The organism is Pseudomonas sp. PDM25 (genome assembly GCF_019219045.1).
Lineage (GTDB): Bacteria > Pseudomonadota > Gammaproteobacteria > Pseudomonadales > Pseudomonadaceae > Aquipseudomonas.
This window is the reverse complement of the sequence record NZ_JAHUWL010000022.1, coordinates 56,336-80,145: the sequence shown is the minus strand read 5'-3', so window position 1 is coordinate 80,145 and position 23,810 is coordinate 56,336. Positions and strand designations below refer to the sequence as shown.

Annotated in this window: 20 protein-coding genes; 12 read left to right on the top strand and 8 right to left on the bottom strand. The window is 60.0% G+C overall.

Going from position 1 to position 23,810, the window contains the following annotated elements:
- Positions 1-16: 16 nt before the first annotated feature.
- The 4 genes from KW848_RS28915 to secA all read right to left on the bottom strand — a co-directional run bounded on the left by KW848_RS28915 (position 17) and on the right by secA (position 5,812).
- Complete coding sequence (locus KW848_RS28915; RefSeq protein WP_218538849.1) at positions 17-961, bottom strand: Nudix family hydrolase; 945 nt, start codon at positions 959-961, stop codon at positions 17-19.
- Positions 958-1,590, bottom strand: coding sequence for a glutathione S-transferase (locus tag KW848_RS28910; protein WP_218538848.1), 633 nt, complete (start codon positions 1,588-1,590; stop codon positions 958-960). The genes KW848_RS28915 and KW848_RS28910 overlap by 4 nt, the downstream gene beginning before the upstream one ends.
- Before the next feature lie 146 nt (positions 1,591-1,736).
- Complete coding sequence (argJ, locus tag KW848_RS28905; protein ID WP_218538847.1) at positions 1,737-2,954, bottom strand: bifunctional glutamate N-acetyltransferase/amino-acid acetyltransferase ArgJ; 1,218 nt, start codon at positions 2,952-2,954, stop codon at positions 1,737-1,739.
- 122 nt (positions 2,955-3,076) lie between these two features.
- A complete protein-coding gene (gene secA, locus KW848_RS28900; RefSeq protein WP_218538846.1) occupies positions 3,077-5,812 on the bottom strand; it encodes a preprotein translocase subunit SecA in 2,736 nt (911 codons plus the stop codon).
- Positions 5,813-6,119: 307 nt separating this feature from the next.
- On the opposite strand from secA, the gene KW848_RS28895 reads away from it, so the two are divergent.
- A complete protein-coding gene (locus tag KW848_RS28895) occupies positions 6,120-6,575 on the top strand; it encodes a DUF721 domain-containing protein (RefSeq protein WP_008147416.1) in 456 nt (151 codons plus the stop codon).
- A gap of 124 nt (positions 6,576-6,699) precedes the next feature.
- Here the strand turns inward: KW848_RS28895 and KW848_RS28890 are convergent, their stop codons facing one another.
- Positions 6,700-8,187, bottom strand: coding sequence for a helicase HerA-like domain-containing protein (locus KW848_RS28890; RefSeq protein ID WP_218538845.1), 1,488 nt, complete (start codon positions 8,185-8,187; stop codon positions 6,700-6,702).
- Between the two features lie 189 nt (positions 8,188-8,376).
- On the opposite strand from KW848_RS28890, the gene KW848_RS28885 reads away from it, so the two are divergent.
- The 4 genes from KW848_RS28885 (at position 8,377) to KW848_RS28870 (ending at position 13,344) form a co-directional block, all read left to right on the top strand.
- Positions 8,377-10,266, top strand: coding sequence for a methyl-accepting chemotaxis protein (locus tag KW848_RS28885; protein WP_218538844.1), 1,890 nt, complete (start codon positions 8,377-8,379; stop codon positions 10,264-10,266).
- Between the two features lie 195 nt (positions 10,267-10,461).
- The gene (locus KW848_RS28880; protein WP_218538843.1) at positions 10,462-11,583 is read left to right on the top strand and encodes a glycosyltransferase family 1 protein; all 1,122 of its coding nucleotides are present in this window, start codon (positions 10,462-10,464) and stop codon (positions 11,581-11,583) included.
- Positions 11,576-12,352 (top strand): DUF2334 domain-containing protein, encoded by a 777-nt coding sequence (locus KW848_RS28875; protein WP_218538842.1) that lies wholly within the window; start codon positions 11,576-11,578, stop codon positions 12,350-12,352. The genes KW848_RS28880 and KW848_RS28875 overlap by 8 nt, the downstream gene beginning before the upstream one ends.
- A complete protein-coding gene (locus KW848_RS28870) occupies positions 12,349-13,344 on the top strand; it encodes a lysylphosphatidylglycerol synthase transmembrane domain-containing protein (protein ID WP_218538841.1) in 996 nt (331 codons plus the stop codon). Before KW848_RS28875 ends, KW848_RS28870 begins: the two co-directional genes overlap by 4 nt.
- A gap of 215 nt (positions 13,345-13,559) precedes the next feature.
- Here KW848_RS28870 and KW848_RS28865 read toward each other — a convergent pair whose 3' ends face one another.
- Complete coding sequence (locus KW848_RS28865; protein WP_218538840.1) at positions 13,560-13,721, bottom strand: hypothetical protein; 162 nt, start codon at positions 13,719-13,721, stop codon at positions 13,560-13,562.
- Positions 13,722-13,783: 62 nt separating this feature from the next.
- Entirely contained in the window at positions 13,784-14,632 is an 849-nt protein-coding gene (gene purU, locus KW848_RS28860; RefSeq protein ID WP_111451428.1) for a formyltetrahydrofolate deformylase, read from the bottom strand.
- Between the two features lie 340 nt (positions 14,633-14,972).
- Between purU and mvaT the strand changes: the two genes are divergently transcribed.
- A complete protein-coding gene (gene mvaT / locus KW848_RS28855; protein ID WP_007933316.1) occupies positions 14,973-15,350 on the top strand; it encodes a histone-like nucleoid-structuring protein MvaT in 378 nt (125 codons plus the stop codon).
- A 98-nt stretch (positions 15,351-15,448) separates the two neighbouring features.
- On the opposite strand, the gene sbcB is transcribed toward mvaT, so the two are convergent.
- A complete protein-coding gene (sbcB, locus tag KW848_RS28850; protein WP_218538839.1) occupies positions 15,449-16,879 on the bottom strand; it encodes an exodeoxyribonuclease I in 1,431 nt (476 codons plus the stop codon).
- 183 nt (positions 16,880-17,062) lie between these two features.
- On the opposite strand from sbcB, the gene KW848_RS28845 reads away from it, so the two are divergent.
- Genes KW848_RS28845 through KW848_RS28820 form a run of 6 tightly spaced genes read left to right on the top strand, consistent with a single transcriptional unit; the run spans position 17,063 to position 23,773 of the window.
- Positions 17,063-17,788: an RDD family protein gene (locus KW848_RS28845; protein WP_218538838.1), complete on the top strand. Its 726-nt coding sequence runs from the start codon at positions 17,063-17,065 to the stop codon at positions 17,786-17,788.
- The gene (locus KW848_RS28840) at positions 17,785-18,762 is read left to right on the top strand and encodes a stage II sporulation protein M (RefSeq protein WP_218538837.1); all 978 of its coding nucleotides are present in this window, start codon (positions 17,785-17,787) and stop codon (positions 18,760-18,762) included. The genes KW848_RS28845 and KW848_RS28840 overlap by 4 nt, the downstream gene beginning before the upstream one ends.
- Entirely contained in the window at positions 18,749-20,293 is a 1,545-nt protein-coding gene (locus tag KW848_RS28835; protein WP_218538836.1) for a DUF4129 domain-containing protein, read from the top strand. Before KW848_RS28840 ends, KW848_RS28835 begins: the two co-directional genes overlap by 14 nt.
- Positions 20,290-21,453: a DUF4350 domain-containing protein gene (locus KW848_RS28830; RefSeq protein ID WP_218538835.1), complete on the top strand. Its 1,164-nt coding sequence runs from the start codon at positions 20,290-20,292 to the stop codon at positions 21,451-21,453. The genes KW848_RS28835 and KW848_RS28830 overlap by 4 nt, the downstream gene beginning before the upstream one ends.
- Positions 21,450-22,448, top strand: coding sequence for a MoxR family ATPase (locus KW848_RS28825; protein WP_218538834.1), 999 nt, complete (start codon positions 21,450-21,452; stop codon positions 22,446-22,448). The genes KW848_RS28830 and KW848_RS28825 overlap by 4 nt, the downstream gene beginning before the upstream one ends.
- Complete coding sequence (locus tag KW848_RS28820) at positions 22,445-23,773, top strand: DUF58 domain-containing protein (protein ID WP_218538833.1); 1,329 nt, start codon at positions 22,445-22,447, stop codon at positions 23,771-23,773. The genes KW848_RS28825 and KW848_RS28820 overlap by 4 nt, the downstream gene beginning before the upstream one ends.
- The last annotated feature ends 37 nt before the right edge of the window (positions 23,774-23,810 follow it).

Sequence of the window (23,810 nt, the reverse complement as noted above, 5' to 3'; positions counted from 1 at the left end):
TCAACTCACCGCAGAATCAAGCCTGAGGCCAAAACGCCCGGATCCCCGCCACACCCTGTGCGCCCGCTTCCCAGGCTTTCTGAAGATCCGCCGGGCCAACACCGCCGAGCAAGAACACCGGCTTGCTGAAACCTTCGATCAACGCGCAAGCCTGCTCCCAACCCAGCGGCTGAGCCCCCGGATGAGTCAGGGTCGGTTGCACCGGTGACAGGGTCACAAAATCCACCCCCATCTGCTCGGCCAACGCCAGCTCTTCAGCGTTATGGCAGGACGCCGCCAGCCAGCGCGACGCCGGTAACGGGCGGCCAGCCGCCGCGTATTTGCGCAACTGCGCGGAGGTGATGTGCCAACCGGCAGACGGGAAATCTCCCAGCCACTCGAACGGTCCCTTGATCATCAACTGCGCCTTGCCCGCACACAGCCCCGCCGCGTCCACCGCCAGATCACGGTACTTCGGATCGTAGCCGTTGGGTGCCCGCAACTGGATCAGCTTGATGCCGCCGGCAATGGCTTTTTGAATACCACGCAGCAAGGCCGGGGTTTCCAGGTCTTCCGGGGTAATCAAATACTGCGCGGGTAACCGTGCAGCCGCGACAATCGGCTGGTTGGCCGCCGGGAATTCGTAGTTCAGCAGATCCCAGGGCGCGACCCATTCCAACGGCTGGCCTTCGGCACCGTGCGGTTCGCCGGTAAAGGCCGACACATCCCAAACGTCCAGCAACACTTGCTTGTCCGGGTAATCGTGTCGGACCTTGATCAGCGGGCGAGCCGCGTTGACCACGATGCCCAGCTCTTCAAGGAGCTCGCGAGCCAAGGCGATTTCGACGGATTCGTCGGCCTCGACCTTGCCACCGGGGAACTCCCACAGGCCACCCTGGTGCTGGGTGTCGGCACGGCGGGCAATGAGGATCTTGCCACTGCCATCACGGATAACAGCGGCAGCTACGTGGACTCGTTTCACCGTTCTATTTCCTCCAGTCCCGCCTTCTGCCAAGCCTTGAAGGCCGGCCATTGATAGAGGGTGTCGACGTAGGCCGCGTCCGCTGCGGGCAGCCTCACCTGATAGGTGCGCAGGCGCACGGCGATCGGGGCGAAGAAGGCATCCGCCAGGGTCGCGCCGCCAAACAGGTACGGACCGGTTTCGGTGGCAACGGCGCGGCACTCGGCCCACAACGCCAACATGCGCTCGATGTCGGCCTGGACGTCAGCCGGTGTCGGCGACAGCGCAGCGTCGTGACTCAAGTCGAATGGCATGTTGCCGCGCATGGCGAAGAAACCGCTGTGCATCTGCGCGCACGCCGAACGCGCCTGCGCGCGGGCAGCGGTGTCTTCGGGCCAGAGGCCGGCGCCGGGGAACTGCTCTGCCAGATACTCGGCAATCGCCAGGGAGTCGGCGATGGTGCCGTGGTCGGTTTTCAGCAACGGGACTTTTGCGGTCGGCGAGTGCTTGAGCAGACGCTCACGCGTATCCGGCTGGTTCAGCTTGATCAGTTCTTCGGTGTAGGGGGCGCCGGCCAGGTCGAGGGCCAAAGCGGCACGCAGGGACCAGGAGGAATGCAGTTTGTCGCCGATGATCAGGTGAAGGCTCATGTTCGGGACCTTTTGATAGGGGTATGGGCCAGAATCTTTAGTGTCTGGTCGACCGCCTTCGCGAGCAAGCCCGCTCCCACAGGGTCAGCGTAAATCCTGTGGGAGCGGGCTTGCTCGCGAAGGGCGCAACTCGGTCTTGACGCCAGTTACGTGCGGTATTCGGCGTTGATTTTCACGTATTCGTGGGACAGGTCGGTGGTCCAGATGGTTTCGCTGCAATCACCGCGACCCAGCTCGATACGGATCGTGATTTCTTCCTGCTGCATCACGGCCGCGCCCTGGGCTTCGGTGTAGGTCGATGCACGAGCGCCACGGCTGGCGATACACACTTCACCGAGGAACACGTCGATCTTGCTCACGTCCAGGTTCGGTACGCCGGCACGGCCCACGGCGGCCAGAATGCGGCCCCAGTTCGGGTCGGAAGCGAACAGTGCGGTCTTGATCAGCGGCGAGTGAGCCACGGTGTAACCGACGTCCAGGCACTCTTGGTGATTGCCGCCACCGTTGACTTCAACGGTCACAAACTTGGTCGCGCCTTCGCCGTCACGAACGATGGCCTGGGCCACGTCCATGCACACTTCGAACACGGCCTGTTTCAGCTTGGCGAACAAATCACCGCTGGCTTCAGTGATTTCCGGCAGTGCTGCCTGACCAGTGGCGATCAGCATGCAGCAGTCGTTGGTCGACGTGTCGCCGTCGATGGTGATGCGGTTGAACGACTTGTTGGCACCGTCCAGCAGCAGGTTTTGCAGCACGTCACGGGAGACTTTGGCGTCGGTGGCGATGTAGCCGAGCATGGTCGCCATGTTCGGGCGGATCATGCCCGCGCCTTTGCTGATGCCGGTGACGGTGATGGTCACGCCGTTATGCTGGAACTGGCGGCTGGCACCTTTGGGCAGGGTGTCGGTGGTCATGATGCCGGTGGCGGCAGCTTCCCAGTTGTTGACCGACAGGTCGTCGAGGGCGGCTTGCAGGGCCCCTTCGATTTTCTCGACCGGCAGCGGCTCGCCGATAACACCAGTGGAGTACGGCAGCACCAGGCTGGCGTCGACGCCGGTCAGCTCAGCCAGTTTGGCGCAGGTGCGCTCGGCGGCGGCAAGGCCGGGTTCGCCAGTGCCGGCGTTGGCATTGCCAGTATTGGTCAACAGGTAACGCACCGGACCTTGCACACGCTGCTTGGCCAGGATCACGGGAGCTGCGCAAAAGGCGTTCAGGGTGAACACGCCAGCGACCGTGGAGCCTTCGGCACAGCGCATCACCACAACATCCTTGCGCCCCGGGCGCTTGATGCCAGCCGAGGCGATACCGAGTTCAAAACCGGCAACCGGGTGCAACGTTGGCAAAGGACCAAGACCAACAGCCATGAATGCGCTCCTTAATAAATGATGTCAGCACCGCTTTCAGGAAGAACGGTGGTTTGAATGGCAAAACGCCGCGACGGCATAAGCCGGTCGCGGCGCGGGTATTTCAGCGTATGAAACGGGTTTTACTGGATCTGCCCGTGGCAATGCTTGAACTTCTTGCCCGAGCCGCAGTAGCAAAGTTCGTTACGGCCCAGCTTCTGTTCATTGCGTACCGGCGCGGCGGCAAGGGCGACATCGACCTCTTCACCCAGCAGTTCCGGTTGCTCAAGCCCCGGTGCTTCGTCGTGCTGGAACTGCATGCGCGCAGCCAGCGCTTCGGCTTCCTGACGCAAGCGTTGCTCTTCTTCGATCGGATCTTCGCGGCGAACCTGAACGTGGGACAGCACACGGATCGAGTCGCGCTTGATCGAATCCAGCAGCTCGGAGAACAGCGTGAAGGACTCGCGCTTGTACTCTTGCTTCGGGTTCTTCTGTGCATAACCACGCAAGTGAATGCCGTGACGCAGGTGATCCATGGTCGACAGGTGGTCTTTCCACAGGTCGTCGAGCACACGCAGAACGATTTGCTTCTCGAAGCTGCGCAGCGCTTCGGCGCTCGCCTGCTCTTCTTTCTCGTTGTACGCGGCCAGCAGCTCGGTCATGAGCTTCTCGCGCAGGGTTTCTTCGTACAGGTGATCGTCTTCGTCGAGCCATTTCTGGATCGGCAGTGCCACACCGAAGTCGCTCTGCAACGCCGCTTCCAGACCGGCCACGTCCCACTGCTCAGGCAGCGATTGCGGTGGAATGTGTGCGCTGACGGTGGCGTTGAGCACGTCCTGACGGAAGTCGGCGATGGTTTCACCGATGTTGTCGGCGGCCAACAAACTGTTACGCATGTGATAGATCACTTTACGTTGTTCGTTGTTGACGTCATCGAACTCGAGCAGTTGCTTGCGAATGTCGAAGTTGCGGCCTTCAACCTTGCGCTGAGCCTTCTCGATGGCGTTGGTCACCATGCGGTGCTCGATCGCCTCGCCAGGCTGCATGCCCAGGGCCTTCATGAAGTTCTTCACCCGATCAGAGGCGAAGATGCGCATCAGGCTGTCTTCCAGCGACAGGTAGAAACGGCTGGAACCGGCGTCACCCTGACGACCGGCACGACCACGCAGCTGGTTGTCGATACGGCGCGATTCATGACGCTCGGATGCAATCACCTGCAAACCGCCCGACTCGAGCACTTGCTGGTGACGTTTCTGCCAGTCGGCCTTGATCTGGGCAATTTGCTCAGGGGTTGGCTCTTCCAGCGAGGCCACTTCCACTTCCCAGTTGCCGCCCAACAGGATGTCGGTACCACGACCGGCCATGTTGGTGGCGATGGTCAGTGCGCCTGGGCGACCGGCCTGGGCAATGATCTCGGCTTCTTTTTCGTGGAACTTGGCGTTCAGAACCTTGTGTTCGATGCCTTCCTTCTGCAGCAACGCAGACATGTGCTCGGAAGTTTCAATGGTTGCAGTACCCACCAGCACCGGACGGCCCTGGGTCATGCATTCCTTGATGTCGTTGATGATCGCTGCGTATTTCTCTTCAGCGGTCAGGAACACCAGGTCGTTGTAGTCTTTACGCGCCAGCGGTTTGTTCGGCGGGATAACCATCACCGACAGACCGTAGATCTGGTGGAATTCGAACGCTTCGGTGTCAGCGGTACCGGTCATGCCGGACAGCTTGTTGTACAGACGGAAGTAGTTCTGGAACGTGGTCGAGGCGAGGGTCTGGCTTTCGGCCTGAATGTTCAGCCCTTCTTTGGCTTCGATGGCCTGGTGCAGGCCTTCGGAGAGGCGGCGACCCGGCATGGTACGGCCGGTGTGTTCGTCGACGAGTACGACCTGACCGTCCTGCACGATGTATTCGATGTTGCGATTGAACAGTTTATGAGCGCGCAGACCGGCATAGACGTGAGTCAGCAGACCGAGGTTGTGCGCCGAGTACAGGCTCTCGCCTTCAGCCAGCAGGCCAATGCGGGTCAGCATGTCTTCGATGAACTGGTGACCGGCTTCGTTGAGCTCGACCTGACGGGTCTTCTCGTCGACGGTGTAGTGGCCGGCCTTGGTGACTTCGCCTTCGACTTCTTCGATGTGCAACTCAAGCTGCGGGATCAGTTTGTTGATCTCGATGTACAGCTTGGAGCTGTCCTCGGCCTGACCGGAAATGATCAGCGGGGTACGGGCTTCGTCGATGAGGATGGAGTCGACTTCGTCGATCACGGCAAAATTGAGTTCGCGCTGGAATTTTTCTTCCATGCTGAACGCCATGTTGTCGCGCAGGTAGTCGAAACCGAATTCGTTGTTGGTGCCGTAGGTGATGTCGGCGGCGTAAGCAGCGCGCTTCTCTTCCGGCGGCTGGAATGGTGTGACCACGCCGACCGTCATGCCGAGGAATTCGTAGAGCGGACGCATCCAGTTGGCGTCACGACGGGCCAGGTAGTCGTTCACCGTCACAACGTGCACGCCCTTGCCGGACAGCGCGTTGAGGTAAACGCCCAGTGTTGCCACCAGGGTCTTGCCTTCACCGGTACGCATTTCTGCGATCTGGCCTTCATGCAAGGTCATGCCGCCGATCAACTGGACGTCGAAGTGGCGCATACCCATGACGCGCTTACCGGCTTCGCGGGCGACCGCAAAGGCTTCTGGCAGCAGCTTGTCGAGAGTTTCCCCTTTGGCGATGCGGGCCTTGAACTCGTCTGTCTTGGCACGCAATTGATCGTCCGAAAGGGCCACCATTTGCTCTTCGAAGGCATTGACGAGTTGCACCGTCTTGAGCATGCGTTTGACTTCACGCTCGTTCTTGCTTCCAAAAAGTTTCTTTAACAAAGGCGCAAACATATCGGCAGGATCTTCCACACTAAAGGGATGGAGGGCGGCCCCGTGAGTCGCCCGAGCAGCCCTCATGGCCGCATGCGAACGAGCATTCTACCCGGAAACGGTGGTGAGGAAAGTGGCGTTATTCCACGATGCTGGCTCAGCGCTTTGACGGGGCTCACTTAAAATAAGGGCTTTTTGCTGAACTTCAAGCCATTCACGGCAGAAGTTACTTGTTGATTTAATGGGTAAAGCGCTCGCAAAGCAATGGCTCGGGTGCATCCGGTGCTTTCTGCTACCATGGCCGCTCTGTTACTTCAGGTGTCTGATCATGGCATTCCGCCCTCTTACGGCCAGAGCACCCGCCGTCCTGCTTCGCGAAGCCAAACCGCTGAAAGCCATCTTCGGCCACGCTCAACGCCTGGGTCATTTACAACGTCTGCTGGAAAGCCAATTGCAACCCGCCGCCCGCGAGCATTGCCATGTGGCGTCGTGGCGCGAAGGCAGTTTGTTGCTGATAGTGACCGACGGTCATTGGGCGACCCGCCTGCGTTATCAGCAAAAGCGTCTGCAACGGCAATTACAGATGTTCGACGAATTCGCCAGTTTGACGCGAATTCTGTTCAAGGTTCAGCCTCCTACGGTTCAGCAAGGGGCGGCTGGCCATACCATCAGCTTGTCGACTGATGCTGGCGCGACCATTCAGGCCACGGCCGACGGGATCAGCGATCCGAATCTTCGGGCAGCGCTGGAACGGCTGGCGGCGCACGCTAAACCCAAAACCTGACATAGAACCCAATGTGGGAGCGGGCTTGCTCGCGAATGCGGTGTGTCAGGCAACATACATGTCGACTGACACTCCCTCTTCGCGAGCAAGCCCGCTCCCACATTGATTGCGCCCCACCAGATGTTCAGCGGCGTTTGCTGCCGCCGAGCAACGAGCCCATCAGACCGCGTACCAACTGTCGGCCCAATTGATTGGCCGCCTGGCGCATCGCTGATTTCAGTGCCTGCCCCGCCGCGGTGCCGAGGAATTCCCCGGCCTTGTCGGTGAAGCTTGGCTCTTCGGCTGCCGGTTTCCCCGGAACAGCGTCAGGTTCTGGCGCCAACCCTTTGCGCCCCATCAACACTTCATAAGCCGATTCACGATCGATGGGTTTGTCATACCGCCCCTTAAACGGCGAACCGGCGATCAGCACCGTGCGTTCAGTCTCGCTCAGCGGCCCGATCCGCGATTGCGGCGGTGCCACCAACACCCGCTGGACCATCTCCGGCGTGCCCTTGTCCTGCAACGTGCCGACCAACGCCTCACCGATCCCAAGCTCGGTCAGTACCGCCAAGGCATCGAACGCCGGGTTCGGCCGGAAGCCTTCGGCCACCGCTCGCAAGGATTTCTGTTCCTTGGCGGTGAACGCACGCAGGCCATGCTGAACGCGCAGACCGAGCTGGGCCAGCACGTCATCCGGCAAGTCGCCCGGCGATTGCGTGACGAAATACACACCAACGCCTTTCGAGCGTATCAGCCGCACCACCTGCTCAAGACGTTCCTGCAAAGCCTTTGGCGTACCGGCGAACAATAAATGCGCTTCGTCGAAAAACAACGCCAGCAGCGGTTTGTCCGAATCCCCGCGCTCCGGCAATTGCTCGAACAGTTCCGCCAGCAACCACAACAGGAACGTCGCGTAGACCTTCGGCGCTTCATGCACCAGACGGCTGGCATCAAGCAGGTGAATGCGCCCACGCCCCTCGGCGGTCGGCTGCAGAATGTCTTCGAGTTGCAGCGCCGGCTCACCGAACAGCGCTTCGGCGCCCTGCTGTTCAAGGGTCGCCAGACGCCGCAACAGTGCCTGACTGGAACCGGTGGTCATCAGCGCGGCGTCGTCACCCAGCAATTCGGGGTTGTCACGCAGGTGATTGAGCAGTGCCTTCAGGTCCTTGAGGTCCAGCAACAACAGCCCTTCACGGTCCGCCACCTTGAACGCGGCGTACAGCGCCGACTGTTGACTGTCAGTCAGCTCCAGCAGGCTGCCAATCAATAACGGCCCCATTTCGCTCAAGGTTGTGCGCAACGGATGACCGGACTGACCGTGAATGTCCCACAGGGTCACCGGATACGCTTGAGGCATATGGTTCAGCCAGGGCATCCCGGCGATCCGCTCGGCGATTTTGCCTTGAGGGTTGCCGGCGGCGCCCAGACCGCACAGGTCACCCTTGATATCGGCGGCGAACACCGCCACGCCGGCATCGCTGAAGGCTTCGGCCATCCGTTGCAAGGTGACCGTTTTGCCCGTCCCGGTAGCGCCCGCGATCAAACCATGACGGTTCGCCAGACGCATGGCCTGGGCAATCGGCTGCCCGGCGAGGTCAGCACCGATAACGAGTTGTAATGAGTCAGGCATTTTGTCACCCATGGTTAATCTTTGATCCTTCACGGCCGATAGAAATAAGCGAGAGACCCAATTGAAAGCAAGGTCCGACATTCCCCTATGGAGAGCAGGAATTACCGACTCGCTCCATTGCGCACTCATTTTGCGCGCATCAGCAGCAACGCGCCCCGAACAATAAGACCTTAGCGGACACCCCGAGCCATGAACAAAAATCTGCGCTTCAGCCATAAAATCCTGCTGGCCGCCGCCCTCATCGTCATTGCCGCCTTCGCCTCGTTTACGCTGTACAACGACTATTTGCAGCGCAATGCGATACGCCGCGATCTGGACAACTACTTGCAGGAAATGGGCAGCGTCACTGCAAAAAACATTCAAACCTGGCTGGCCGGTCGCAGCCTGCTGATCGAAAACCTGTCGCAAACCGTTGCCTTGAACGCAGATACAGCCAATGTTTCCAACCTGCTGGAACAGAAGGCGGTGTCGTCGACCTTTATGGGCGCCTACCTGGGCAACAAAGATGGCACCTTCATCATTCGCCCGGACAGCAAGATGCCCGACGGTTATGACCCTCGTGCCCGCCCTTGGTACAAGAGCGCGCAAAGCACCAGCGGTTCTGCCCTGACCGAGCCCTACATCGACCTGGCTTCTGGCCAGTTGGTGATTTCCATCGTTGACAGCGTACTCAAGGACGGTCAAAACATCGGCGTGGTGGGCGGTGACTTGAGCTTGCAGGTGATCACCGACAGCCTCAACGCTCTGGACTTCGACGGCATGGGTTATGCCTTTCTGGTCGGCGCCGACGGAAAAATCCTGGTCCACCCGGACAAAGCGCTGGTGATGAAGTCCCTGAGCGAGGCGTATCCGAAAAACACCCCACGTATCAGCAGCGACTTCAGTGAAGTCGACGTCGACGGCAAGACTCGCATCGTGACCTTTACCCCGATCAAAGGGCTGTCCTCAGTCAACTGGTACATCGGTCTGTCGGTGGACAAGGACAAAGCCTTCTCCAAGCTCAGCGAATTCCGCGCCTCGGCGCTCGTTGCGACGGTGATTGCCGTGGCCATCATCATCGCGCTGCTGGGCATGCTGATCCGCATCCTGATCCAGCCGCTGCACGTGATGACCCGCGCCATGGCAGACATCGCCGACGGCGAAGGCGACCTGACCAAACGCCTGACCATCGTGAACAACGACGAATTCGGTGTCCTCGGTACCGCGTTCAACCGCTTCGTGGAACGCATTCACGGTTCGATTCGCGAAGTGTCGTCGGCCACCGGGCAAGTCAACGAAGTGGCGCTGCGGGTAGTGGCCGCCTCGAACTCGTCGATGTTCAACTCCGACCAACAGGCTTCGCGCACCAGCAGCGTGGCCGCGGCGATCAACCAGCTCGGCGCCGCTGCTCAGGAAATCGCCCGTAACGCCGCACAAGCATCGAGTCAGGCCAGCGATGCCCGCAGCCTGGCCGAAGATGGCCAGCAAGTGGTGGATCGCAGCATTGTCGCGATGAATCAGCTGTCGAGCATGCTCAGCGCCTCGAGCACCAACATCGAATCGCTGAACAGCAAAACCGTGAACATCGGGCAGATTCTCGAAGTGATCACCAGCATCTCCCAACAAACCAACCTGCTGGCGCTGAACGCGGCCATCGAAGCGGCGCGCGCCGGTGAAGCCGGACGTGGTTTTGCCGTGGTGGCCGATGAGGTGCGCAACCTGGCGCACCGCACTCAGGAATCGGCGCAACAGGTGCAGACCATGATCGAGGAGCTGCAAGTCGGCGCCCGCGAATCCGTCAGCACCATGAGCGACAGCCAGCGCCACAGCCAGGACAGCGTCGAAATCGCCAACCTGGCCGGCGAGCGGTTGAACAGCGTGACGTTGCGTATCGGCGAGATTGACGGGATGAACCAGTCGGTGGCCACGGCGACCGAGGAGCAGACGGCGGTGGTTGAGTCGATCAATGTGGACATTACCGAGATCAACACACTGAATCAGGAAGGGGTGGAAAACCTGCAGTCGACGTTGCGGGCGTGTGCGGATCTTGAGCAGCAGGCGGCGCGGCTTAAACAATTGGTGGGCAGTTTCCGTATTTAGTGTCTGAACCGCCCTCTTCGCGAGCAAGCCCGCTCCCACATTGATCTGCGGCGGCAATGAGATCTAATGTGGGAGCGGGCTTGCTCGCGAAGGCGGCCTTCCAGACACCGCAAACCTCGCTGCCCCGCCACAAAACCCCAACCGAACATCTATCCTTCATAAAGGTCAACCAAGGGAGAACAACGGACCGGAGGGATGTTCATCGTGCATATCGCTGACATAACCATGTTCTACGCCCCTGCCAGCGGTGGCGTGCGCACTTATCTGGATGCAAAACACCGTCGCCTGAGCATCAAGCCAGGCATTCGCCACAGCCTGTTGATTCCTGGGGCTTACTTCAGTGAACAAGATGGCGTCTACACGGTTCCGGCCCCCGCCCTGCCCTTTGGCAAAGGCTATCGCTTCCCTCTCCGTCTCGCGCCATGGCGCAATGTTCTGCAGGATTTGCAGCCCGACCTGATCGAGGTCGGCGACCCCTACCTCACCGCATGGGCGGCCCTCGATGCCCGGCGGCAACTCGATGTCCCGGTGATCGGCTTTTATCATTCGGACTTGCCGCTGCTGGTCAGCAATCGCATGGGCAACTGGGTCACCACCAACGTCGAAGCTTATGTCAGCAAGCTCTATGGCAACTTCGATCGGGTTCTGGCACCCAGCCAGGTCATGGCCGACAAACTGATCGGGCTGGGGGTCAAGAACGTTTTCGTGCAACCGTTGGGCGTCGACTTGCAAACCTTCAATCCCACGGCACGAGACTCGGGCCTGCGGGCCGAATTGGGCATTGATGAAAACACGCATTTGCTGATCTTCGCCGGGCGCGGCTCCAAGGAAAAAAACCTGCCAGTGCTGCTCGACTGCATGAAACGCCTGGGCCGACGCTATCACCTGCTGTTGGTAGGTTCGTCGATGCCGGCCGTGGTGCCGGACAACGTCACCGTGATCGGTGAGTTCTGTCCGGCGGCACAGGTGGCGCGGTTGATGGCCAGCGCCGATGCGCTGCTGCACGCCGGCGACCAAGAAACCTTTGGTCTGGTGGTTCTTGAAGCCATGGCCAGTGGCATTCCGGTGGTGGCCGTGGCGGCCGGGGCCTTTCAGGAAATCATCACCGATCAATGCGGCCTGCTCTGCCCGCCGAATAATCCATTGGCGATGGCCAACGCAGTCCGCGAGCTGTTCAGTTCGGGCAGCGTGGCTTTGGGCAAACAGGCCCGTTGCCATGTCGAACGGCATTACTCCTGGGACACGGTGGTCACCAGCCTGCTGGGCCACTATCACGCCGTGCTCCGCAGCCACTGGCCGCTGACGGCCAATGGTTGAGCCCATGAACCCGCCCAGCCTGTTACTCGTGCTGCACGACGTCGCACCGCAAACCTGGGCTGATTATCAACCCTTTGTCGAAGCCGTCGACGCCCTGGGCGAGGTGCCGATGACCTGGTTGGTGGTGCCCAATTTCCACAAACACAACGATCTGGAGGAGCATCCGGGATTTCGACGTTTGCTCACCCGTCGTATCGCCCGAGGTGACGAACTGGCATTGCATGGTTACTTTCATTGCGATGAAGCGCCCACTCCCGCTACGCCACGAGACTGGTTCATGCGCCGGATCTACACCCACGAAGGCGAGTTTTACAGCCTGTCTCAAGAAGTCGCCCTCGCCCGCCTGCGCGCCGGCATCGAAGTGTTCCACCGTTATCACTGGCCGCTGGAGGGCTTCGTCGCCCCGGCCTGGTTGATGAGCGAAGGGACGCGCCAGGCCTTGCGCCAGTTACCCCTGAGTTACACCAGCGACTCGCAGCATCTGTATCGCCTGCCGGACTTCACCGCGGTCGACGCACCGGGACTGGTCTGGAGTGCGCGCAGTGCCTGGCGCCGAGGGCTGTCGAAGCTCGTCAGCGATCAACGCGAACAACGCTGGCAGCAAGCACCGGTGATTCGTCTTGGCCTGCACCCGGTGGACATGCGCCACGAGTTCTCGCGCACTTACTGGCTACGAACCCTCAAGCGCTTGCTCAACGAGGGACGTGTACCGATGACCAAGGCACGCTGGCTGGCGCTGCAAAGCGACCGTATGGGTCGCGCCGCATGAGTCGCGGGATTCTGCTGCTCGTCGCACTGCTCGCTGCGGTGCTGATTCCGTCGCTGCTGGGCGGTACCGAAACCTGGTCTCGACTGCAAAGCTTTCCGCTGACATGGTTACTGATCATGTTCGGCATGATCCTGCTGTGCTGGGTGCTGAACACGATGCGCTTGCGCCTGTTGCTCGGGGATCAGCGCGACAAGGTGAGCCCGTTCAGAAGTCTTGGGGTGGTGATGGCCGCCGAGTTCGCTTATTGCGCCACACCGGGTGGCAGCGGCGGGCCGCTGACGATCATGGCGTTGTTGGCGCGCCATGACGTGCGTCCGGCCAGGGGCAGCGCCGTGTTTGCCATGGATCAGCTGAGCGATTTGCTGTTCTTTCTCTGCGCGCTGAGCGCAATCCTGATTTATGCGTTGTTCCAGCACCTCAGCCAACGCATGGAATGGCTGCTGACCGTCAGCGCCATTTCGATGTTCGGCGGGTTGTTCAGTTGCGTGGCGGTCGCCCGCTACCATCGAATACTTATTCGTCTGAGCGGTCGGGTGCTCGCTCGCCTGAATGTCAAAACCACCACGCGCCTGCGCTGGGCGCGAAAACTCCTGCACTTTCTGGCGGCGTTCACGGACACACTGAAGCTGCCCTTTCAGACGCTCATCACAGTGTTTGCCCTGACGTGCCTGCATTGGATCTTGCGTTATAGCGTGCTGTATCTGGCGTTGCGTGGGCTTGGGGCGGATTTGCAGTGGGCCTGGAGCTTTCTGATCCAGATGCTTTCGCTGAGCGCGGGGCAGTTCAGCCTGTTGCCGGGCGGTGCCGGGGCGGCGGAGTTGACGTCGGCGGCGCTGCTGGCGCCGATGGTGGGGAAATCCACCGCGGCGGCGGCGATTCTGATCTGGCGGGCGGTGACTTATTACTTCTATTTGCTGGTGGGTGGCCCGGTATTTTTACTGATGCTTGGGCGGCCGCTGCTCAAAAAACTGATGAAATTCAAACAAGCCTGAAAGATTGCAGCTCGCAGCAGCCCTACATGGAGATTTGCAGCGCCGATTCGGGCCTCATCGCGAGCAGGCTCGCTCCCACAGGGGATCTTCGGTGTGGCATCGGCCCCATGTGGGAGCGAGCCTGCTCGCGATGACGGTGGATCATTCACCAAAAATCTCCATGAGCTGGCGGAGGCTCGGGCCGCGTTCGGACGATCTTTTTAGGCCTCTGCGATTTAATCGTCGGACTCCGGATTCAACTGTTCCCACAACTCGGCGGCACCGGGAAACTCCGTGCCGTCTTCGGGGTTCATGTCATCCGGGTCGTAACGACTCAAACACCCCTCGCCCAACATGGCAGGAGCCTTGGATGTGGCTTTGTCCAGTGGATCGGCCATGGTCATGTCCTCGTTCTATACAGATCGCTCCCACTTGCGTGGGAACGATCAACAGCCGGCTGTCAGAACACGACGGTTTTGTTGCCGTGCACCAGCACCCGGTCTTCCAGGTGATAACGCAGACCACGGGCCAGCACCATCTTCTCGACGTCCCGACCGAAACGCACCATATCGTCGATGCTGTCACTGTGGCTGACGCGGACGACGTCCTGTTCGATGATCGGACCGGCATCCAGCTCTTCGGTCACGTAGTGGCAAGTAGCGCCAATCAACTTCACGCCACGCATCGATGCCTGGTGATACGGCTTGGCACCGACGAACGACGGCAGGAAGCTGTGGTGAATGTTGATCACCTTGTGAGCGTATTCACGGCACAACTCGGGCGGCAGGATTTGCATGTAGCGGGCCAGTACGACCACTTCGGCATCGTGCTGTTTGACCAGTCGCGAGACTTCGGCGAAGGCCGGCTCTTTATCCTGCGGATTGACCGGTACGTGGTAATACGGAATCCCGTGCCACTCGACCATGCTGCGCAAGTCGTCATGATTGGATATCACGCAGGAAATTTCGCAATCCAGCTCATCACTGTGCCAGCGGTGCAACAAGTCGGCGAGGCAGTGAGACTCGCGACTGGCCATCAGTACCACGCGCTTTTTCTGCTCGGTATCGGTGATGCGCCAGTCCATCGAGAACTCTTCGGCAATCGGTGCAAACGCTTCGCGAAAGGCATCGATACCGAAGGGCAGCGAATCGGCACGAATTTCGTGACGCATGAAGAACCAGCCACTGAGGTTGTCCGAGTGATGGCTCGCTTCAGTGATCCAGCCGTTATGTGACGCCAGAAAGTTACTGACTTTAGCAACGATACCGACGCGGTCCGGGCAAGCAATCACCAGCCGAAAAGTGCGCATGAGGGTCAAACTCCAGAACTTCGCAAAGGCGGCCATTCTAGCGATTGCGCAGCAAAACTGCAGTATTGATGACGGTTGGCCCGGCACGAAGGTGGGCAAGTGACGTTCTGGCAGCACCCGCTACCCGCGCGATGGTGTTCCCGTTACCCATCTTCAAGTGCCCAATTGTGAATATCTGTGATGACTGCATCACACTAATCAACTTCACCTGCAATTTATGCCCTATTCACCGTAACTAATTTAAATAAAACTCCGGTTATATGTTTACTTGGTGAAACACCCTGACTATTATTGCCGCACTGTCACCTGCCATCCAGCGCCCCAACATAAGGTAGTCCTCATGTCCTTGATCAACGAATATCGCGCCACCGAAGAAGCTATCAAAGAGCTGCAAGCCCGTTTGAAGAACCTGTCCCAAGACGACAAACTGCAAACCGAGCTGGAATTCGAAGGCAAACTGCGCACCCTGATGGGCGAATACTCCAAGTCGCTGCGTGACATCATTGCGCTATTGGATCCAGAGTCCAAAACCAAAGCACCACGCGGCGGCGCAGTAAAAACTACTGGCACCAAGCGTGCTCGCAAAGTTAAACAATACAAAAACCCGCACAACGGCGAAGTCATCGAAACCAAAGGTGGCAACCACAAGACGCTGAAAGAGTGGAAAGCCAAGTGGGGCGGTGACGTGGTTGAAGGCTGGGCTACCCTGCTGGGCTAAGCCGTAGCGCTTGTCGCAGGTTTATCCGCGACAAAAAAGAACGCCAGCATCTGCTGGCGTTTTTTTATGCACGGTATTCAGCCCGAACATTTTCGGTTTCAAAGATTCAAACGTTTGCGTAATCCTTCGACATAATTCAGCCATTCATTCAGCACCTCTTGCTGAAACGATGTAGCCGTATTACTCCATTGGGCGGCGGCTTCTGCAAAAGTTTCCAGCGTATTTGGCGCCCCCCACTCGGGTGCTGACAAACGTTGCTGACAGAATAGTCTCCAGCGTTCTTGCTCTTCGAAATTCAACGTATCGGGGAAGTTGCGTGCGCGATATCGAAACAATAATTCAGGCAGTCGTTCATCATCGAAAGGCCATTGTTGTTGCGCTAATTGAGCAGGGTCGGCAGACCTGACTTGCTCACAAAGACGCCGATCCCGATCACCGATAAAACCATCGTATAACTGTTGCTCAGGGTCTTGGCTCGAGGTGAAAGCTTCGCTGGCATAAATCGCCTGAACTTTATCCAGCCAAACTGTTTGTGCGTCACTTAGCCGCAGCGCGCGCTCTTGGTAGAGCGACATATCCAGCCCCAAACGTTGCTGATCTTCAGAGCGAAGTACCGACAACGGCGCCACCACCGGGCATTTATTGATGTGGATAAGTTTGAGCGGCACCGGCAACTCGCCCTCGGCCAAGTCATCGCGGCGGGTATACAGCCGTTGACGCAAGGTGTCGGCATCAAGGTCGAGCAAGCCCTGAGGGTCCAGGTGCAAATCACAGACAATCAAGGCGTTCTTGTTGCGCGGGTGCCAGGCCAAGGGCAACACCACACCGATATAATTGCGCGCCGCTGAAAAGCGCCCGGAGATGTGCACCATCGGCTGCAACAGACGAATCTGATCCATCACCTTTTGTTTACCGCGCAACTGAAACAACCAGTCATACAACTTCGGCTGCTTTTCCCGGATCAGACGCGCCAGGGCGATGGTGGCGCGAACGTCCGACAGCGCTTCGTGAGCATTTCCGTGATCAATGCCATTGGCGGCGGTCAGGCGTTCGAGCTTGAGCGTTATCCGCCCCTCGTCGTCCGTCGGCCAAACGATGCCGTCAGGGCGCAAGGCATAGGCTGCACGCACCACATCGATCAGGTCCCAGCGGCTATTACCGCCCTGCCACTCGCGTGCATAAGGATCAAAAAAGTTTCGGTAAAGACTGTAACGAGTCATCTCGTCATCGAAACGTAACGTGTTGTACCCCGCCCCACACGTGCCGGGCGCAGCGAGTTGGGCATGCACCCGGGTCATGAAATCGGCTTCGCTCAAGCCTTGCTCGGCCAGTCGGCCGGGCGTGATACCGGTGATCGCACAGGCCGCCGGATGGGGCAGGATGTCTTCACTGGGCTGGCAGTAAAGGTTGACTGGCTCGTCTATTTCATTGAGATCGAAGTCAGTGCGAATCCCCGCCATCTGCAGCGGGCGGTCGCAACGGGGGTTGATGCCAGTGGTTTCATAGTCGTACCAGAAGATAGAGGTCACGGGCTATTCCTGAACTGAAGATCGGCGAAGTCTAGGCGTTCACATCCCGCCCCGGCCAGTAATCTTGTCATTCAATCACCTCTGGCTACGTACCGTGCAATACATAGTTATGTCGTTTCCCCCCGAGAGGCTGCTAGCATCGGACGGACATCGAATCCCGAACAGGCCACATCAAGGTTGCCCATGCTCGAGACCACAGCACTGCCAAGGAAAGCGACGCTGGCCCCGCCACTGGATACGCGGTATCAAGTCGAAACGCCGGAAGGCATCGACCTGCCACTGCGCCCGGCCGGGTTGATGGTTCGTGCGCTGGCGTTCGCCATCGATCTCGGGCTGCGCGGGTTGATCGTCGGCCTGCTGTTCATTGTCCTGGCGTTCCTCGGAAAACTCGGTGCCGGGCTCGGCTCGATTCTGTTGTTCGTGGTGAGCTGGTGGTACATGGTGCTGTTCGAAGTGCTCAATCAAGGTCGTTCGCCAGGCAAGCAATGGATGGGCCTGCGGGTGGTGCAGGACGATGGCACACCGATCGGCTGGTCTGCTTCGTTGCTGCGCAACCTGCTGCGATTTGTCGACATGCTGCCGTTCGGCTATTTCCTCGGCGCCATCAGTTGCCTGCAACATCCCACCTTCAAGCGCCTCGGCGATCTGACCGCCGGCACGCTGGTGATCTACCGCGAACAACCGCTCGCCCGACCACAACTGCCCGCCGTCCAGCCCCGGCGTCCGGCCTTTGCGCTGACGCTGACCGAACAACGCGCCATCCTCGGGTTTGCCGAGCGCCAGGGTGAACTCTCTGCAGCACGGGTCAAAGAGCTGGCGGCGATACTCTCGCACCCGTTGCAGGTGTCGGCACCAGGGGCCGTGGACGAACTCAATGGCATCGCCCGCGGCTTGTTGGGCCCGACATGAAGCAAAGCCTTTTCGAAAGTCGCCACAAGGCCGAATGGGAACAATTTGCCCTCGTGCTTGAACAACTGGAGCAAGGCAAGCAAGCACAGCGAGTCGCCGGTTTCCCCAGCGATTATCGTCGTCTCTGCCAACATCTGGCGCTGGCCCAGGAACGGGGTTACAGCAGCTTCCTCATCGATTCACTACAGCAACAAGTGCTGCGCGGGCATCAACAGCTTTATCGCCATCGCAGTCGACTGGGGGCCAACGTGCTGGGCTTCATCCTGGCTGACTTCCCGCGACTGGTGCGCGAACAGTGGCGTTTCGTGCTCGCCGCCAGCCTGATGTTTTTTGGCAGCCTGATTGGCTTCGCGTTGCTGGTGTATCTGTTCCCGGACCTGGTCTACAACCTGATCCCGGCCGATCAGGTCAGCGAGATGCAAGGCATGTACGACCCCGAGGCCGGTCACCTGGGGCGTTCGGCAGAACGGGCGGCCAGCGAAGACTGGGTGATGTTCGGTTACTACATCATGCACAACATCGGCATCGCCTTTCAGACCTTCGCCAGCGGTTTGCTGTTTGGCCTGGGCAGCGCGTTTTTCCTGTTCTTCAACGGTTTGATGATTGGTGCGGTGGCCGGGCACCTGACGCACATCGGCTACGGGCAGACCTTCTGGTCATTCGTGGTTGGCCACGGCGCCTTCGAACTGAGTGCCATCGCACTGGCCGGTGCCGCCGGCCTGCAACTGGGTTGGGCCTTGATCGCGCCGGGACGCCTGCCCCGCTCCGAAGCCCTGCGATTGGCGGCACGCAAGAGCGTGCTGCTGATTTGCGGGGTCATGCTGTTTCTGCTGATTGCGGCGTTTATCGAAGCTTACTGGTCATCCACGATCGGGGTCGCACCCATGACCAAATACCTGGTCGGTGCAGCACTCTGGTTGTTGGTGGCGGTTTATCTGCTGTTTGCCGGACGGACCCGCCATGCGCCTGAGTGACGCCACAGCTGTCATCCGCCCGCGCACCACCTGGGAAGCCATGGACCTGGGCGTCCTGCTGAGCCAGCGACACCGGCGTCTGCTAATGACCAGTTGGGCCATCGTGACCTTGCCGGTGTTCGCCCTGCTCAGCTGGGCGCTGTGGGATTCGCCCTCCCTCGCCGTGTTCATTTTCTGGTGGCTGAAACCGGCGTTCGACCGCCTGCCGCTGTACATCCTGTCCAAAGCCATGTTCGGCGAAACGCCCACGCTAAAGCAGGCGTTGCGCCAATTTCCACGGCTGCTCCAACCGCAACTGTTGGTGAGCCTGACCTGGCGACGCCTGAGCCTGAGTCGCAGTTTCCTGATGCCGGTGGTGCAACTCGAAGGTCTCAGTGGTGAGCCACGACAACAGCGCTTGCAGGTGCTGTTGCAGCGTAACGCCGGTGCCGCGCGCTGGCTGACGATCATCGGCGTACATCTGGAAACCGCGCTGTGGATCGGCCTGATGGTGCTGTTCTACATGTTCTTGCCGCAACAGGTCGAACTCGACTGGAGCTGGCAGACCTTGATCACCGCCGCCACACAGGACTGGCGATGGCTGGAACACCTGACCAACGCCTTTTACGCACTGGTGCTGATTGTCTGGGAACCGGTGTATGTCGCCTGCGGCTTCAGCCTTTATCTGAACCGGCGCACGGTGCTGGAGGCCTGGGATATCGAGTTGGTGTTCCGCCGCATGCGCCAACGCTTGAGCAGCGCCGCCGTCCCCCTGCTGCTGGCAGCATTCCTGTTGCTGCCGACAGCACAAACCGTGTGGGCCGCCGAGCCAGTCATTTCACCCGACACCCCGCGTCTGCTGGACCAGCCACTGACCAGTCAGGCCTCCCGGGACAGCATCAAGGCGATCCTTGATCAGCCTCCGTTCAAGAATAAGGAATCGGTCACGCGCTATCGTTTTGGCGAGGACCAACCCGCCACCGACAAGGCGGACGATGAACCAACAACCGAATGGCTGGAGGCGCTGCTCAAGCTTCTGGACAACCAACGCTTCGGCGCAGCGGCCACCCTGATTGAAGTGGTGTTGTGGGGTGTCGTGATCGGTGCCATCGGTTTATTGATCTGGCATTACCGTGACTGGATGCAAGCCTTCGTCAGGCGTCGACCGGCCTTGAACAGCAAAGTCACGCGGCCGTTACCGCAACAGGCTTTCGGCCTGGACCTCAACCGCGAAACCCTGCCCGCCGACATCGCCGCCAGCGCCGAACGCCTCTGGCAAACCCACCCTCGCGAGGCCCTCGGATTGCTCTATCGCGGTCTGCTCAGCCATTTGCTGCACGACTTCAACCTGTTGCTCAAACCCGCCGACACCGAAGGCCAGGTCCTGGAGCGCATCGAGCACCTGCACCAACCTGCCTTGCTGGCCTTCAGTAAAAGCCTGACCGGGCACTGGCAGAACATGGCCTACGGGCATCGCCTGCCTCCCGCGCATTTGCAACAGGAACTCTGTGACGGCTGGCGAGCCCTGTTCGGCCCGGGAGCGTCGCGTTGAACCGGCAACGCGGGCTGGCGATCGGCGTGTTCATCGCCGTGCTATTGATCGCGCTGAGTGTTTATCTGTACGTCAAGGCGACGCCCTATCAGGCAGACATCGATCACGGCCCCTCGCCCGAAGCCCAAGCCAACCCCTATCTCGCCGCCGAGCATTTCCTGCGCAAACAGGGCTTGTCGGTGAACCACGCCAACAGCCTCGACATTCTGCCCACCCTGGAGCCGCATCAGCACAGCCTGTTATTGCTCGGAGACCGCGACAACATGACTCCGCGCCAGGTCGATCAGCTGTTGAACTGGACCCGGGCCGGCGGGCGACTTTTGTTTGTTGCCCAGTCGCTGTGGGATGAACAGACAGGCCAAAGCAACGACCTGTTGCTCGACCGGGTGCAGCTGCACCAGTCGCTGAGCAAAGACCTCAAGGACCCGCCGCCCGCTATCGACGACGATCCTTACCCCAAGCTGACCAAGTTGTATCTGGAAGACGAAAACGCGCCGGCCTACGCCGGTTTCGATACCGCGTTCCATCTCGAAGACCCGAAAAATCTCGCCCAGGCCTGGGCCAACAGCGGCAAGGCCACGCACATGATGCAGCTCAATCACGGGCTCGGTTCGATCATCGTGGTCACCGACGCCGACCTGTGGAAAACCCCGACCATAGACCAGTACGACAACGCCTGGCTGCTCTGGTACCTGACCGCGGACACGAACGTGACCCTGCTGTTCAACACCGATCACGACAGTCTGCTGACCTTGCTCCTGCGCTATTTCCCTCAAGCACTGGTCGCCCTTTTTGCCCTGATCGGCCTTGGCTTCTGGCACGTCGGCGTGCGCCAGGGTCCGCTGCTGGAACCTGCCCCCAGGGCCCGCCGTCAACTTCAGGAACACCTGCGCGCCAGCGCCGATTTCATGTTGCGCCGCAACGGTCAGCAGCACCTGTTGCACGCCTTGCAGCACGACATCTTGCGTCGTGTGCGGCGCCGTCATCCCGGTTTTGAAAAACTCGGCGTTGCCGAACAATGGCTGGTGCTCGCACGCCTGACCGGCCAACCCACACGCGCTATCAGCCAGGCCATGAGCCCGCGACCGAAGCAGCGGCTGTCCAGCGCTGAATTCAGCCGTCAGGTCGCCCACCTGCAAACCTTGAGGAATGCCTTATGAGTGAGATCGAGCCCGGCACACTGAACCACGCTGCGCAGCAACGCCAGCGCGCCAGCCAGTTGGCCCAGGCGGTAAGAACTGAACTGCAAAAAGCCGTGATCGGCCAGAACAGCGTGATCGACGATGTGCTCACCGCCCTGATCGCTGGCGGCCATGTGCTGCTCGAAGGCGTGCCGGGGTTGGGCAAGACGTTGCTGGTACGCGCCCTCGCCCGCTGCTTCGGCGGTGAATTCGCGCGCATCCAGTTCACCCCGGACCTGATGCCCAGCGATGTCACCGGGCATGCGGTGTACGACCTGCAAACCGAGCAATTCAAACTGCGCAAAGGGCCGTTGTTCACCAACCTTTTGCTGGCCGACGAGATCAATCGCGCCCCGGCGAAAACCCAGGCGGCGTTGCTCGAAGCCATGCAGGAACGCCAGGTCACCCTCGAAGGTCGCGCCCTGCCGATCGCGCAACCGTTCATGGTGCTCGCCACGCAAAACCCCATCGAACAGGAAGGCACTTACCCATTGCCGGAAGCCGAGCTCGATCGCTTCATGCTCAAGGTGCGCATGGACTACCCCGATGCCGATCAGGAGCTGAACATGGTGCGCCAGGTCAGCCGCTCGACCCGCGCCGACATGCTCGATGTGCAGCCGTTGCGCACCGTCCTGCAAGCCAAGGATGTGCTGGCTTTGCAGCGCATCGCCAGCGACTTGCCGCTGGACGATCAGGTGCTCGATTACGCCGTGCGCCTGGCCCGCACCACCCGCACATGGCCGGGCTTGACCCTCGGCGCCGGGCCTCGGGCGTCCATCGCGCTGGTACGTTGCGCCCGCGCCCGCGCCTTGTTGCGTGGCGGCGATTTTGTGATACCCGATGACATCAAGGGCTGCGCACTGTCGGTACTGCGCCACCGGGTGCGCATTGCCCCGGAGCTGGACATCGAAGGGCTGGAGGTCGATCAAGTGCTCAAGCAACTGCTCGATCAAGTGCCGGCGCCACGCCTGTGAAACCCTCGCGCCTGCTGCTGATCTGGCTCACAGTGTTGCTGGCCATCGGCATCGTGCTGGGCACATTGCGGGCATTGGACATCGAGGTTCCATCAAGCCTGTTGTCGATCCACTGGGGATTGTTATTGGCACTGCTGGCCCTGGCGATACTCGACGCCGTCCGTCTCAAACGACTGCCCTCGCCCCGACTCCACCGACAAATGCCCGGCAGCCTTGCACTCGGTCGATGGGGTGAAGTGCGACTGGAGGTCGAGCATGATTTTGCCCAACCACTGAACATACAGATTTTCGACCATGTGCCGCACGGCCTGAGCTTCGAAAACCTGCCCCTGTCGGTCGAACTGCAACCCGGCCAGCACAGCCAGATCGGCTATCGGCTACGCCCGCTAAAACGCGGTCATTTCACCTTCGAACACTGCGAAATCAACCTGCCGAGCCCATTGGGCCTGTGGTCTGACAAACGCCTGCTCAACGTGACCGATAACACCCGCGTCTACCCCGACTTCGCCCGCCTCTACGGCGGCCAATTATTGGCGGTGGACAACTGGCTCAGCCAACTCGGCGTACGCCAACGCCAGCGTCGCGGCCTGGGTCTGGAATTTCATCAACTGCGTGAATTTCGCGAGGGCGACAGCCTGCGCCAGATCGACTGGAAAGCCACCGCCCGCCAGCGCACTCCAATTGCCCGCGAATATCAGGACGAGCGCGACCAGCAGATCATCTTCATGCTCGATTGCGGCCGCCGGATGCGCAGCCAGGATGATGAACTGTCGCACTTCGACCATGCCCTCAATGCCTGCCTGCTGCTCAGCTACGTCGCCCTGCGCCAAGGCGATGCGGTAGGCCTGAGCACCTTCGCCAGTGACCGACCGCATTACCTTGCGCCGGTCAAAGGCACCGAGCAACTCAAGGTCTTGCTCAACGCTGTCTATGACCTCAACAGCACCCAGCGCCCAGCCGATTATCAGGCCGCCGCCAACCAACTGCTGGCCCGACAAAAACGCCGGGCGTTGGTGGTGCTGGTGACTAACTTGCGGGATGAAGATGATGAAGAACTGCTCAACGCCGTCAAACGTCTGGGCAAGCAGCATCGGGTACTGGTGGCCAGTTTGCGCGAAGACATCCTCGACCGGTTACACCACGACCCCGTGAAAACCTTGCCCGAAGCGCTGGCCTATTGCGGGACTGTGGATTACTTGAATGAACGGGCCGAACTCCATGATCGGTTGAGTGCTCATGGAGTGTCGGTGGCGGATGCTCGGCCCGGGGAGTTGGGGGCGGCATTAGTAACGAAGTATTTGGAATGGAAGAAGGCCGGAGGCTAATAACGGCTCGCATTCAATGCCTTTTTTCATCGATAAA

What these genes read in the sequence shown, in the direction of transcription:
- KW848_RS28910 (WP_218538848.1), bottom strand. Translation starts at nt 1,590, where the DNA reads ATGAGCCTTCACCTGATCATCGGCGACAAACTGCATTCCTCCTGGTCC.
- argJ (WP_218538847.1), bottom strand. Translation starts at nt 2,954, where the DNA reads ATGGCTGTTGGTCTTGGTCCTTTGCCAACGTTGCACCCGGTTGCCGGT.
- secA (WP_218538846.1), bottom strand. Translation starts at nt 5,812, where the DNA reads ATGTTTGCGCCTTTGTTAAAGAAACTTTTTGGAAGCAAGAACGAGCGT.
- KW848_RS28895 (WP_008147416.1), top strand. Translation starts at nt 6,120, where the DNA reads ATGGCATTCCGCCCTCTTACGGCCAGAGCACCCGCCGTCCTGCTTCGC.
- KW848_RS28890 (WP_218538845.1), bottom strand. Translation starts at nt 8,187, where the DNA reads ATGCCTGACTCATTACAACTCGTTATCGGTGCTGACCTCGCCGGGCAG.
- KW848_RS28885 (WP_218538844.1), top strand. Translation starts at nt 8,377, where the DNA reads ATGAACAAAAATCTGCGCTTCAGCCATAAAATCCTGCTGGCCGCCGCC.
- KW848_RS28880 (WP_218538843.1), top strand. Translation starts at nt 10,462, where the DNA reads ATGTTCATCGTGCATATCGCTGACATAACCATGTTCTACGCCCCTGCC.
- KW848_RS28875 (WP_218538842.1), top strand. Translation starts at nt 11,576, where the DNA reads ATGGTTGAGCCCATGAACCCGCCCAGCCTGTTACTCGTGCTGCACGAC.
- KW848_RS28870 (WP_218538841.1), top strand. Translation starts at nt 12,349, where the DNA reads ATGAGTCGCGGGATTCTGCTGCTCGTCGCACTGCTCGCTGCGGTGCTG.
- KW848_RS28865 (WP_218538840.1), bottom strand. Translation starts at nt 13,721, where the DNA reads ATGGCCGATCCACTGGACAAAGCCACATCCAAGGCTCCTGCCATGTTG.
- purU (WP_111451428.1), bottom strand. Translation starts at nt 14,632, where the DNA reads ATGCGCACTTTTCGGCTGGTGATTGCTTGCCCGGACCGCGTCGGTATC.
- mvaT (WP_007933316.1), top strand. Translation starts at nt 14,973, where the DNA reads ATGTCCTTGATCAACGAATATCGCGCCACCGAAGAAGCTATCAAAGAG.
- KW848_RS28845 (WP_218538838.1), top strand. Translation starts at nt 17,063, where the DNA reads ATGCTCGAGACCACAGCACTGCCAAGGAAAGCGACGCTGGCCCCGCCA.
- KW848_RS28840 (WP_218538837.1), top strand. Translation starts at nt 17,785, where the DNA reads ATGAAGCAAAGCCTTTTCGAAAGTCGCCACAAGGCCGAATGGGAACAA.
- KW848_RS28835 (WP_218538836.1), top strand. Translation starts at nt 18,749, where the DNA reads ATGCGCCTGAGTGACGCCACAGCTGTCATCCGCCCGCGCACCACCTGG.
- KW848_RS28825 (WP_218538834.1), top strand. Translation starts at nt 21,450, where the DNA reads ATGAGTGAGATCGAGCCCGGCACACTGAACCACGCTGCGCAGCAACGC.